Source organism: Paenibacillus sp. Z3-2, assembly GCF_054161325.1.
In genome coordinates, this window is record NZ_CP096397.1 from 5,400,710 (window position 1) to 5,414,013 (window position 13,304).

11 protein-coding genes are annotated in these 13,304 nt (G+C 44.8%); 2 read left to right on the top strand and 9 right to left on the bottom strand.

Features of this window, described 5'->3' with window-relative positions; all coding sequences use genetic code 11:
- Positions 1-209: 209 nt before the first annotated feature.
- The 8 genes from M1D71_RS24170 to M1D71_RS24205 all read right to left on the bottom strand — a co-directional run bounded on the left by M1D71_RS24170 (position 210) and on the right by M1D71_RS24205 (position 8,518).
- Positions 210-1,367: a hypothetical protein gene (locus M1D71_RS24170; protein WP_458124012.1), complete on the bottom strand. Its 1,158-nt coding sequence runs from the start codon at positions 1,365-1,367 to the stop codon at positions 210-212.
- A 77-nt stretch (positions 1,368-1,444) separates the two neighbouring features.
- Positions 1,445-1,918 (bottom strand): HIT family protein, encoded by a 474-nt coding sequence (locus M1D71_RS24175; protein ID WP_458124013.1) that lies wholly within the window; start codon positions 1,916-1,918, stop codon positions 1,445-1,447.
- Positions 1,919-2,072: 154 nt separating this feature from the next.
- A complete protein-coding gene (locus M1D71_RS24180) occupies positions 2,073-2,714 on the bottom strand; it encodes an NAD(P)-dependent oxidoreductase (protein WP_458127338.1) in 642 nt (213 codons plus the stop codon).
- A gap of 195 nt (positions 2,715-2,909) precedes the next feature.
- Positions 2,910-3,932: a Gfo/Idh/MocA family protein gene (locus M1D71_RS24185; RefSeq protein ID WP_458124014.1), complete on the bottom strand. Its 1,023-nt coding sequence runs from the start codon at positions 3,930-3,932 to the stop codon at positions 2,910-2,912.
- Complete coding sequence (locus tag M1D71_RS24190; RefSeq protein ID WP_458124015.1) at positions 3,929-4,966, bottom strand: Gfo/Idh/MocA family protein; 1,038 nt, start codon at positions 4,964-4,966, stop codon at positions 3,929-3,931. Before M1D71_RS24190 ends, M1D71_RS24185 begins: the two co-directional genes overlap by 4 nt.
- A 50-nt stretch (positions 4,967-5,016) precedes the next feature.
- Positions 5,017-6,627: an extracellular solute-binding protein gene (locus M1D71_RS24195; protein WP_458124016.1), complete on the bottom strand. Its 1,611-nt coding sequence runs from the start codon at positions 6,625-6,627 to the stop codon at positions 5,017-5,019.
- Between the two features lie 36 nt (positions 6,628-6,663).
- Positions 6,664-7,545, bottom strand: coding sequence for a carbohydrate ABC transporter permease (locus tag M1D71_RS24200; RefSeq protein ID WP_458124017.1), 882 nt, complete (start codon positions 7,543-7,545; stop codon positions 6,664-6,666).
- A 13-nt stretch (positions 7,546-7,558) separates the two neighbouring features.
- Entirely contained in the window at positions 7,559-8,518 is a 960-nt protein-coding gene (locus tag M1D71_RS24205; RefSeq protein ID WP_458127339.1) for an ABC transporter permease, read from the bottom strand.
- A 297-nt stretch (positions 8,519-8,815) separates the two neighbouring features.
- Between M1D71_RS24205 and M1D71_RS24210 the strand changes: the two genes are divergently transcribed.
- On the top strand, positions 8,816-11,113 hold the full coding sequence (locus tag M1D71_RS24210; RefSeq protein ID WP_458124018.1) for a helix-turn-helix domain-containing protein: 2,298 nt from the start codon (positions 8,816-8,818) through the stop codon (positions 11,111-11,113).
- A gap of 137 nt (positions 11,114-11,250) precedes the next feature.
- Here M1D71_RS24210 and M1D71_RS24215 read toward each other — a convergent pair whose 3' ends face one another.
- Positions 11,251-11,607 carry a HesB/IscA family protein gene (locus M1D71_RS24215; protein WP_062837974.1) on the bottom strand — a complete coding sequence of 119 codons (357 nt, stop codon included), beginning with the start codon at positions 11,605-11,607 and terminating at the stop codon, positions 11,251-11,253.
- Positions 11,608-12,053: 446 nt separating this feature from the next.
- On the opposite strand from M1D71_RS24215, the gene mqnE reads away from it, so the two are divergent.
- Positions 12,054-13,160 carry an aminofutalosine synthase MqnE gene (gene mqnE, locus M1D71_RS24220; protein ID WP_458124019.1) on the top strand — a complete coding sequence of 369 codons (1,107 nt, stop codon included), beginning with the start codon at positions 12,054-12,056 and terminating at the stop codon, positions 13,158-13,160.
- The last annotated feature ends 144 nt before the right edge of the window (positions 13,161-13,304 follow it).

The window sequence follows — 13,304 nt, forward strand, 5'->3', positions numbered from 1 at the left end:
GAAAACCTCCTATTAGAGCAATTAATTCTAGTTTGCTTCTAATAAGAGGTTATAAACTTGGCTATTCTCAACTGTAATCTTCAATCAATGAGATTTTGATAAACTAAAAAGCCGCTTACGCGGCTCCCGGGACATAAATGACATTAAATCTCTCCGACATATGATCAGGTCCGTAGCATTGCCATAATCTTTAGTCACAAGGATTTAATTTAATCTCCAATATTTTTATAGACTGATTCCTCTCTATTATTCTTCCATTCTTTCTTTATCTTACCGATCCAACCAAATAATTTGAATAGATAAACTACAACAAGTACGATCATGAAAATAATAGTTGAGTACACTCCTACAGCTGATTGAAAGTCAGGATGAGTTGCAGGTGAGATCATGGTACCTACCCAGATTCCTATTCCGAGAATTAACATATCTTTGATTGGATCATACCACCTAACTTGGTGCTTATAGATGTAGATAGCGAATACAGCCATAACAGTGAACAGTACTGCAAAAATCTCATCCGAATCTTCACTAAATAAACCTTCTTCAATGTCCCATGAAGGAAAATAGAAGTAAATCATGATCACTTGCAGCAAAGCTAAGGTTACAGTCAAATAGAATCCCTTTTTTCGTCTTGCTTTTGTTTTTTGTGCCAAAGTCTTTTTCTGCTCATCGGTATAAAAAATATTGTCGATATCCTCGGCTTCAGATCCTGGTGTGAATAAAAGTGAACCCTCATACGAATTCTTGGGCACTGCTTTTATTCCTTCAGGATTGTTAGGTGTTGCTTTTAAAGCCATGTCAGTATGGAGTATCGTCACATTATTAGACTGAAGTACGTCAATCCAAGCATCAATTATCGCAAGGTCCGAGTGGGTAAAAGAAAGAACTTCGAGTTGTCCGTCCGCATTCTTACCATAGAACATAAATTTTGCCGCCCTATAAGGAACGAGTTTAGTAGTTATCGTGCCTGCTCGAACCTTTTGTCTAGGGATGAGTTGATAATCCATCCCAATTAATACATACTCCATTCGTTCATAAGTTAAAAAAATTTCTCTTTCTTCATTTTTCCTTTTATCTTTAAAATACGTATAATATCCAGTCTGTCTTAATTCTATTTTGAAAACATAATCAAGATATTTTTGAAGATTTTTAAAACAAAACCAACCTAGCCAACTAATCAAAACGCCTATTCCAAAAATCGTGATCGCGACACCAGTTTCATTGTTCATCATCCTTAACACCGCTACGACGATTAACCCGAGTCCGATGATAGAAAAAAATGAAATCAGACCTGTATGAAAACCAATTGCCCATTTTGGGAGTTGATTTGTGAACTTTCGGTTATCCTTTGTTTGCATTTCTAGCATATTGGTACCTCTTTTCTGTCCGTTAACCATTGATCAATGCACTCAAGATTTATCGTTTCTTGTTCGCCCCCTAGACCTTAAATGTTTTCCTTTATCCAAGAACGCAACTTATCAGCATAGAAAGAGCGTTCATCTGGATCGGATGGAGAACCCTGTGACAGATAAAGTTGATCATTCACATATCTAGGGTAAACATGGAGATGATAATGCCACACATCCTGATTGCCAGCAGGCTCATTATGTTGCCTCGTCGAAATCCCATCACATTTATATGTACTTTTCATTGCAAATGCTGTAAGCTGCGCCGCCCGGTGAATCTCCGCAGCGTAATCCGCAGGGAGTTCAAAGATATTCTCGAAATGCTGGTTAGGAACAACAAGAACATGTCCTTTATTGTTAGCCCACCATTTTCTCGCTATAAATGCCGTCACCTTTTCATTCTGATAAATGATATCCCTTTGTTTTGTTCCCTGATCAGGTCGCTCGATACCCCAAATACAACAAAATGGACATTCGTATTCTTCGGGCTTATGTGAAAATGATACTGTCATCTTTATCATTCAACCTCTCTCATATTTTCCCAACAAGCTATTAGACGCAGGTAACTTATGTTCGTTGCGTTATCCTAACCCAAAAAGAACGGACGCTGATCTGTCGTGATCAGCGTCCGTTTTGTAAGGTTCATTATACGTTATACGAGATGAATTACTTCGCTTCGCCAACCACAGTAAAGCGTTCGTTTTTGTGTTGCGGATTTTCAATCTCATCAACCAAAGCAATGGCATAGTCAGCATAGCTGATGTAGCTGTTACCTTGACTATTAACCAGGATAACATCGTTGCCCGCTTGGTATTTGCCTGTACGTACGCCTTCCGGATTGAAGAATCCAGCTGGGCTCAGGAACGTCCATTGAACACCAGAGGATGCTTGCAGATCCTGCAAGTTTTGGCCTTGATTCGTTGCTGTCGCTTTGTAAGCATCAGGGAATCCTGGAGATTCAAAGACACGCAATGTCTTGGACTCGTCCGTGAACAGGCTTCCTGCTCCACCCACGACGATCAGACGAGTGTTTGGTGCATCCTTCAGGATGTTGATCAACGCTTGTCCTACTTCCACATGCAGGTTTTCTTTACCCGCTGGTGCACCAAATGCATTTACAACTACATCGAACGCTTTAAGATCTTCAGCTGTAAGATCGAATACATCTTTCTCCAGCGTACTCAGAGTTTTATCTTCCAATTTGGATGCATTACGAACAATCGCCGTCACTTCATGCCCTCTGTCTGCCGCTTCTTTCAAAATCACGCTTCCTGCTTTGCCTGTTGTACCAATGATTGCAATGTTCATCATGATCTCTCCTCTGATTTGTTTTGTAGTAAAAACTCATGTTGTAACTATAGTAGTTACAACATGTTTTGTCAACTATTCCTCTCTGCAAAATTATAGAATTCCCCTCAGTACAACAAAAAAAGACCCTGATAGATCATCTATTACAGACAAATCCCATCACTTCGGGTCTAAATTATGGGTTTACCACACACATTATTGTTCGTAAAGTGTTTCATGTTCCTCCACTTTCCTGAGTATCACCCTGCCTTTCTCCTGAATCGACTCATATGCTGCCAGAGCGACTGCTGTGGCCTGTAAACCATCTTCCCCCGAGACTAAAACACTTCTTCCAGCCAGGAGTGAGTCCACGAAATCTTGCATCATATAATAATTCATACGTTCACCCCAATAGCTCCACCTTGCTCTTTCCTCGAGATCGCTGTATACCTCATTTGTCTGTGCGAAAGCATCCATATGTATGACGCCTTCCGTACCGATGATATCTAGCTTTACGTCTCCCCAGAAGGGATATGTCCGATTTCTCGACCAGCTAGTATCAATGAACGCAATCACTCCCTGATCCAATTCAATATGCACCATGCCCGAATCTTCCACCGCCAGATCATGAAACAAATGTCCTTGCTCTGCATATACAGCGGTCGGATCAAGGTTAAACAACCATCGAAGCAGATCAGCTACATGGACTGTATGATCCAGAATCGCTCCTCCCCCGGATTGGGAAGGATCCAGAAACCAGCCCTCTGGTGCTGTACCACGATTGTACCCCTTAACCGCAACCACTTGACCAATGTCTCCTCGCTCAAGCGCCCTTTTCGTCTCCAATACAGCAGGCAAATATCGGCAGGGAAATGCGGTCATCAATTGTACCCTGTATTTGGAGCAGATTTCGATCATGATTTTCATTTCATCCACGCTAACTCCAAGCGGTTTTTCACATAGAATATGCTTACCCGCACGGGCACTTTCCATCACCATGCTCGCATGCTTCACATTCTCTGAACATATAATTACGGCATCAATCTCAGGAAGCTGCAGCATAATGCGGTAATCTTCGTAATACGAGATATGGCCTTGATCAAGAAGAGTCATAACCCGCTCCATGTTATCATCGGCGATGGCGACGACCTCTACATTCTCTATCGCGGCGAGCTCCCGAAAATAACTGAACGCATGGGGATGAGCGAAGCTGATCATGCCAATACGCAATCGTTTCATCTGAATGCTCCCCCCTTCTCCTCAAAACCTTTCATATTGACAGAGTCTCCGCTGTAGGCAGAATGGAGTGCAGCACGGGCAATTCGGGACGCATTACAGGCATCCTGAAACGTGATCTTAGGCTGATCCCCGAATTGGATACATTGAATGAAATGAGACAGTTCACGTTCATAGGCCGTTTCAAACTCAGGACTTTTCCTTAAAACGATAGGTGTGTGTGTCCTGTCGTCCGTTCCCGTCGTTGACATACGGCCTACTCCTCCATCCTGACGGATAACCACTGATTTGGCCTTCTCGGAATTTGCATGCAGGATTCCCCGATCTCCCGCGAATTCCATCGCTGTCTGGAACGGCCCCGGGTATCCCCACATCCCTTCCAGATTGGCGATAGTTCCTTGTTCGAATCTCAAGGTTACCCAAGCATAGTCCAAATGAGGAAGGGTTCGTCGCTGGGCATACACGGAACGTACCTCTCCAAGCACACTTCGCATATAATCGATGTCATGGATCATCAGATCCATAATGACACCACCGCTATGCCTCTCATCGTTGTACCAGTTCTTCATCAGCCCCGGATGGGGTCCGATACGACTGGCATGGGCAACACCAGGCTTCCCTATAACTCCGGCAGCGATCTGACGGGCGACATCGATATAGGCAGGGAAGAAGCGACCCACATGTGCAATAAACAAATGAACCTTGTTCGAACGACAGACGACATCCATCATTTCGGCTTCTTTGGCCGTCGAACTGACCGGTTTCTCACAGATTACATGCACGCCCGCTTCAGCGGCCATGACTGTATACGTGCAGTGCAAAGATGTAGGGAGGCAGATGCTCACCACATCCGGGCGCCCCCCGCTCAACAAATCCTCAAAACGGCTGTACGCTGTCGTTCCGTAACCATCAGCCAGCCTGTCAGCCTCATCCTTCTCCACATCACAAACCCCAACCAGTTCAACATTTTTCAACTTGGCATAACTTTTGGCATGTACGGCTCCCATCGTTCCGCATCCGAGTACAGCAGCTCTCACAGCTTATCCCTCCTTCATCAAGCCTTTGTTCCAGTCATCAATTCATATCGCTATTCTGTCTTATACCTGTCATAGGCTGCCTGATATACCTTCATATACTCGTCCAGCCCCATTTTATTCAGAGTGTTCACATACGTTTCCCACTGATCAAATCCTGCACTGCCATTCACAAACTTTGCTTCCATCTCGGTCACGTAATCCTGAATGTCTTTTCCAACTGAGGACATAAATTCGGATTCATCCTGCGTGAAGTTAAAGTTGTACCAGATGTCCTCTACGGCTTGGTCCTTCGCTTTGTCTGCTGCCTGAAGGGAGCTTGGGAGTGTCTCTGAGCCTTTGAAATAATCTTCCTTCACTAAGCCCGGATAACTTCCACCGAGCCAGGTGAAATATTTCGCCAATGCCTGGTCTTGAGTGAGACCATCCGGATTCGCTGTAATATCCTGCGTGTACTGCAGATTTCCGTCTGCATCCTTTTCATAAGTCTCCCCTTCTTTCCCCATGAAGTAGAGGAGGGCTCCTTCATCACTATAGAAATGATCCATCCAGCGGATCGTTGCTTCAGGGTTCTCATTCTTGTCCGTAATCGCGAACGCTCCTACATGGACCATAGGTACCTTTACATGAGAATACAGCTGTTCCCCATCAGGACCTTTCAGGGCACCAAGACCGATGAAATTTTTCTGTCCCATGACCGTTTCCGGATTGGGCACCGTTGTCGCACCAAGCGTTCCCGCCTGACCTTTCGCATTCAGTGCTCCGCCATCCAGTGTAAATATTTCGGGGTCCAGCAATCCTTCCTGATGTAGCTTGTTCACATACTGGAGCACTTCCTTGTACTGAGGCAATGTTTTGGTGAAGCGAAGCTCATCTGTGCCGGGGTCCACATCAACCAACTTGTGTCCGAGTCCACGGTTACCAAGCCCCCATGCCCCTTTTACATGATCAATAATGCCCGTAATGCCTGTAGCGCTAAAAGGAATTTCATCGTTTTTGCCGTTGCCGTTAAGATCTGTCGTTTTGACAGCTTTCAGATATTCATAGAAGCTCTCGGTTGAATCCGGTTCTTCCATGTTCAGCTGTTCCAACCAATCTTCATTAATCCACAGCGGTGCACCAATTAGCATGGATAACAGAGCGGGATCATAGAAGGACGGCATCGAATAGATGTTGCCATCCGGCATCGTCAACCCTTTACGAATATCCGGGTACTGCTCCATCAATCTTTTAAAATTCGGGGCATAGTCATCAATCAGATCATTAAGTGGAAGAAACACACCCTGGGCACCATAACGTGTCAATTCATCCGAAGTCACACGCGCAGAATAAAACACATCCGGGTAATCCCCGCCTGCCAGAGCCAGGTTCCGCTTCTCGGTCAATGTCTCAAAAGGAACGAGATTGAAGTTCACCTTTACGTTCGACATCTCACTGTACGCTTTCCAGATTAGTGTTTCTTCGAATTTACTTCCGTTGGTGGTAGACTTCCCTGTGAAAAAGTCCAGTTCAATCGGTTCCTTCACTACTGGCATGCCTGTAGCATTCAGATTAGATTGACTATCCTGACTCTGCCCTGCAGGCGCCTCCCCTGAACTGCATCCAGCCATTAAACCCGCTGTAATCACGATGGATAAGGTCAAGTTGCCCCACTTTTTAAACATCTCCATGCACTCCCTTATAATCAAATGGATTATGGTTTACCCTTTTACTGCGCCAATCATGACGCCTTTAATGAAGTATTTCTGCAAAAACGGATACAGGATCAACATAGGAAGGTTAGTAATAATTACAGCAGCATATTTGATGGCTTCAGCATCCATCATGCTTCGACCCAGGGAATCGTCACTGATATCGACCATTTCCTGCATCTGACCCTGAACTAATATTTCACGTAAAAACAACTGCAACGGATACTTGTCCCGGTCTGACAAATAGATTAGGGCGTTAAAATAACTGTTCCAGTGCCCCACTGCGTAAAATAGAACCATGACGGCCAATACCGGCCCGGAAAGAGGCAGAACAATCCGCATCAGTACCTTTATGTTTGAACAACCATCCATAAAAGCCGCTTCCTGAATTTCCTTCGGTATGGAGTTCTGAAAAAACGCCTTCATGATCAGCATATTCCAAACGGATAACGCCGACGGAATAATCATGACCCAAAAGGTGTCCAGCATACCCAGGTCCTTGATGAGCAAGTAGGTTGGAATCATGCCTCCACTGAAAAACATGGTGAATACAATCAAAACCGTAAAAACAGTTCTTCCGCTAAAATCGGCTCTGGATAACGGATATGCTGCCGCAATGGTCATCACCAGGTTGAGCAATGTGCCGGCCACCGTGTATAACAAGGTGTTCCCATATCCTTTCATCAGCTCGCTATTCGCAAACAGACGTTCATAACCAATCAGCGAGAGTTCCTTCGGCCACAGCCAGACCTCACCGCGCATGACGTTTTCGGGATTACTGATCGATGCAATACCCACAAAGAATACGGGATACAACACCACTACAGAGACTACCGCAAGAGCTGCATAGATTATCCATTCGACTGCCCGGTCACCACGACTTTGTGCCATCTCCTCACCTTCCTTACCATAAACTGCTGGAGCTGACTTTGCGGGCGAGCCGGTTGACGGTCAGCAGCAATATAAAATTGATAACCGAGTTGAACAGGCCGACAGCTGCGGAATAGCTGTACTGTGCCCCAAGAATTCCGCTACGATATACATTGGTTGCGATCACATCCGATGCTTCCATGTTCAACGCGTTTTGCAGGAGGAATACTTTCTCAAATCCCACGCCCATAATGGACCCCACATTAAGAATTAACAGCACAACCATGGTCGGGGCAATCCCCGGGATGTTCACATGCCAGATTCGTTGAAGTCTGGTCGCACCATCCACCTTGGCTGCATCATGTAGCTGTGGATCGACTCCGGCAAGAGCCGCCAAATAGATGATCGAGCTCCAGCCCATTGTCTGCCAGACACCTGACCATACAAAGATACTCTTGAACCAACCCGGTTCTGTCATGAACGAGATGGCTTCTCCACCCAAAGCCGTAATTGCCAAATTAATCAATCCACTGACAGGAGACAAAAACATCATGATCATACCCACCATAACGACGGTAGATAAAAAATGAGGCATGTAGGTCACCGTCTGCACAAATCTTCTGAATTTCCCAGACCGGACTTCGTGGATCATCAATGCCAGAAGAATAGGAATAGGGAAACCCACCATTAATTCATACAAACCAATACCCATCGTGTTTTTAATAACTCGCCAAAAGTAAAAGCTGTCAAAAAACCGTTCAAAATGCTTAAATCCCACCCACGGGCTTCCGGTTATGCCTTTATTGGCAATAAAGTCCTTGAAGGCAATCTGCATGCCATACATGGGTACATAATGAAACACAATGAAGTAGATGAGGACAGGCGAAAATAACAGATACAGATCCCAATTTCTACGAAATGAACGTAATCGGGATTTCTTCGCTCTGCTTCCATTCCCCCGAATTCCGTATGCCTGCTCCTTGACGGATGTCATCTGTTCCAAAATCAGCAATTCCCCCTTCTGCCTGCCTATTTGCAATTGGCTCAGCTGCAAGTTGAATGTTACAGCTTACTACCTGCAATGGGTATACACCGTTTTTGAGATCTTGTCCGATCCTTATGAAATTTACATCATTCGTGATCTTTCCTGAAAAAACAGCCATTTTCGCAAAAAAGGTATAGCCCCTTTTTACACCACGTTCATACTCTGCTTTCTGCGGCTTAATAGTTCACGCGTAGAATGGGCCAAATAACTTGTTCTCTGTAGAAGAATAAAATGAGGGGTTGGCCTATGAATTGGATGTTGAACAAAAAACGAACCCTGTTTTTTAAATTATTTGTCAGCTTTTTGGCGATCATTTCATTGTTCTGCCTATTCTATATTTTGATTTATTATGTATTCAAAACGAGTCTGCAGGAGGAAATTGTCCAAAACAGTCACAATGAAACGAAGAATACAGCGGAACGATTCTCCAATCATATGGAACAAATTCAGATCATGCTGTTCCATATGTATAACAATCAGGATCTGGTCGCCTTCAACCGGCAATTGCAAAGAGTGGGATTGGAACAGGCAGACTATCTGAAGGCCAAAAATGTGATGATGGACATTCGGGGATATGTGTACAATTCTTTGTTTTTGCTGGAAGATGTGATCGTGCATTTTCCGAAGGACCACTTTGCGTTTGGCAAATCAGGCAGCGGCAGTTCGGATTACATGTTCAACACATCGTATCAAAGCGATACCTATCCATTGGAACATTGGGAGACACTCGCGGATCAGCCTCACACTTTCCTGATCTCGCCTTCAACCTCCTTTCATATGAACGCAGGGTCTCCCGAGAGCAGGCGGCTTCTGCCATACACGTTCAAGAAACCCGGCACGGCTTACCAGATCATAGCAATGGTGGATATCGAGAAAGCAGTGGAGTCCTTTTTCGGCACCACAGCTGGACATACCTTGACTATTACGGATGATCAGAGCAACATCCTTTACCACTCGGGCTTATCAGCAGAGGAAGAAGCAACACCTGTTTTTCAGAATGGAGCAACTGCACTCAAAGAGAATGGAAGATATTATTTCAAGGCAGAGGCTGCGGATGGGCTCACCTATATTACCTCTTTGGCAGATACTCGCATTGCGGATCAATTACAGCGATTGACCGGTTATATGGTTCTTATCTTTGTATTCTCACTTCTGGCAGCAACGCTGGTATCCCTTTATTTGAGCCGCCGCCTGCATACACCGGTCAAGCATATGTTATCCTCCCTGCTGGACCGTACATCACGTTATGAAGCCGGTGATGTCAGAGCAAGAGATAGTCGTATCTGGGAATATGATCTGATTCAGAGCAGGATCGAGGATTTGAAGAAAGAAAAGGATACGATTGTGGACAAGCTTAACCGTCAGAACGCAATTCTAACCAATTACTCCTATATGAATCAACTGAAGAATATTAATACAGACCTGAGTGAATGGAATGATTTCCTGGCGGATGGAGGAAGTTATCAGATTGTGTATTACGACATCCGTTTCCGGATATCGGAAGTTGGAAGTATGCCCCTTGACCGGGAGCGGGCAGTACGTCACTTGCTGGATTATATTCATTTGCAAACCAAAGAGATGTTTCAAGCCAATCATACATTCCAAATGGAGAAAAACGAGATCGTCTCCATATTAAAAGGAGCTTCGACCGTCCAGCTTCAAACTCTGCTGGAGCAACTTAAAGCAAGTCTGAATGAAGAAAGCCATTATTACGTCGTGACCATCTGTACCCTTCCGGCTACGAATCAACCGACCAAATTCAGCGAAACCTACCAGCAATTACGAGATCTTGCCTCCGAAGCCCGCCTGCTAGAGGAAACGCAGTTGATCAGTGAGGCCCGTCCCCTGCCCGATCTGGATCAACCTCTGTTAAAACGGGGGCGTGAGTTCGATCAGGCACTCCATTCGCTGGAAGAAGACACCTGCATGGAATGGATACGTCAGGCGTTCGCCCAATTCGTCAAAAAAGAGGCAAGTGTGCTTCAGTTTAGGCAATTGGCTCTAGCCATAACCAATCATATCATTGAAGTTATGGATCAGCATCTGTCATACAAAAGAGCGGATACATCTCTGCACGAATGGAAAAGTATGCTTCAGGATTGCCATTCGCAGGAAGACTATGAGACTGTTTTTAAGCATATCATTAACTCATCCCTTGCCATCATGCAGGATAGCGGACTCCCAGTACTGGAGGAACCTACCATCGTCGTGTTCTACGAGATTATTAACTCTCATTACATGGAGGATATCTCACTCGAGTATCTGTCCGAGAAACTGAATCTGTCGACGACATATCTCTCCGTGTATATCAAAGATAAAACCGGCATCAATTTTAGCGAGCATCTGCAAAAAATCCGCATGCGCAAAGCATGTGAACTGCTGGCTACGACGAACTGGACGATTAACGAAATTAGTGTCCGCGTGGGATACCAGAACATTACTTCCTTCAATCGAATATTCAAGAAGACAACCGGCATCTCGCCTGGAACTTTTCGAAAACAACATCTTATGGACATTCACCACCAACAGAAACATGTGGACTGAAATGATTACGCCAAGTAACAGAAAGTAGTAACACCTTGAATGTCCGAGACCATCTGACTTTGAAGCACATAAAAAAGCGCAGCTTCAACGGTTTTACCCGCCGAAACTGCGCCTCATTTATTCTTATTTCTATAATCTTAGCAATCTTTATCCGGAACCCCTGCATCTTCCTTCGTACGGAAGGATGATCCGCAGCCGCAGGTCGCTACTGCATTCGGGTTATGAATGGTGAACCCACCCGTCATGCCGGACTCTTCAAAATCAATTTCAAGTCCATTCAGATACTTCAGGTTTTCCTTCTCGACTACAACCTTCATGTTCTGAATATCCATATACAGGTCCTCATCGGACTCTTTATCGTCAAAGCCCATGGCGTACGAAAATCCGGTACAACCGCCCGGTGCTACGCCAAGACGCAGGAACATACCAGGTGTCTCTTGCTGTGCAAGCATCTCTTTCAATCTGTCAGCAGCCGTTTCGCTGATGTTAATCATGCCAGGTCACTCTCCTTTTCATTAACTCTTCTTAAATTATACTCCACCCCGTCAAGGGTCTCAAGTCATGTTTGCCTCTTTCCCCGCTCCCCTTGAACTCCTTTTTCTTCCCAGTGTATTGAACCCCCGGGATACGAGGTTTATAATGAATAGGTGGTCGCACTGAAATGTCGGTATTTTGTCATGACTTATTCAGACGATGGTCATAATTGGAGTTGTAATTTTTTTCACATTTCGAGACTGCCACGCAGTCCCCAATGCATATATGAGTCAACCGACTCCATTTTTTTGAAAAAATTTAGCTTTCATATGCAGCACACGCTGCACCGGGTAAATAAGAGTTTAGTCCTTATAAGGAAGCGGCAGATGACCGCATCTTTGCTATGTAGTTCTGTATGCAGATCCTACACACAACTCCAATCCGGTTAAGAACAGGAGGAAACAATATGTCTACATTGGTAACACCGTTCACAGACAAAAGAATGGCTGAAATCGTTGAGAAAGTGCAGAACGGCGTAAGGCTGAGCGTAGAAGACGGCGTATATCTGTATGAAACTGATGATCTGCTGACTTTGGGCCAGCTGGCCAATGAGGTCAACTTGCGGAAGAATGGTAAGAAAGTATATTTCATCGAGAACATGAGTCTTTATTTTACAAACGTATGCGAAGCTCACTGCGCTTTTTGTAATTTCCGCAAAGACCAGGGTGAAGATGGCTCATACACATTATCCGGTCAGGAGATGATCGATTATGTGGAACAGCATATTCATCCAGGTGTACGTGAGTTCCATATCGTAGGCGGACATAACAACCATGTTCCTTTTCAGTATTATGTCGATTCCCTGCGTGCTTTAAACGAGAAATATCCGAATGTTACGCTGAAAGCCTACACGGCTGCCGAGATTGACTTCTTCACTCGAATCAGTGGACTCAGTATTAAGGAAGTTCTGCAGGAGCTGCAAAAAGCAGGTCTGCAATCCCTGACTGGCGGCGGCGCTGAGATTCTTTCGGATGAATATCGCAAAAAAATGCGTGTAGACAAAGCGAACGTGGATCGTTATCTTGAGGTGCACCGTACAGCTCATAACCTGGGCATGCGTACACATACAACGATGTTGTATGGATCGATCGAATCCTATGAGGACCGCGTTAACCATATGGAGCAGATTCGTGAATTGCAAGATGAGACGAATGGATTCATGGTCTTCATCCCGCTTTCCATGCAGCCAAAAAGTAAAAACGCGAGCATTATGCGTCGTAACTCGGCGTATGAGGATCTCAAAACAATTGCGATCAGCCGTTTGATGCTGGATAACATTGATCATATCAAAGCCTACTTCATCAACATCGGTCCACAGCTGGCTCAAGTTGCCCTCGGATTCGGTGCTTCGGATGCACACGGCACGATTGTTCGCGAACGGATTAGTCATGCAGCAGGTGCATTAACACCTGAAGGCCTCACCCGCAAAGAGCTCATATGGCTCATTAAAGGTGCAGGACGCATTCCGGTAGAACGTGATACGTTCTACAATGAAATTCAAGTGTACGAATAGTATCTTAAAACAACATCTAAGTATTGCACCCGCATCACTCCAGAACGCTACTTTCATGATAGGGAGACGTTTGAATCCGAGTGATGCAAACTGCTGAATGATATCTTCAATTTTCAATGTCTACTTTGCAATTATTCAAATCCC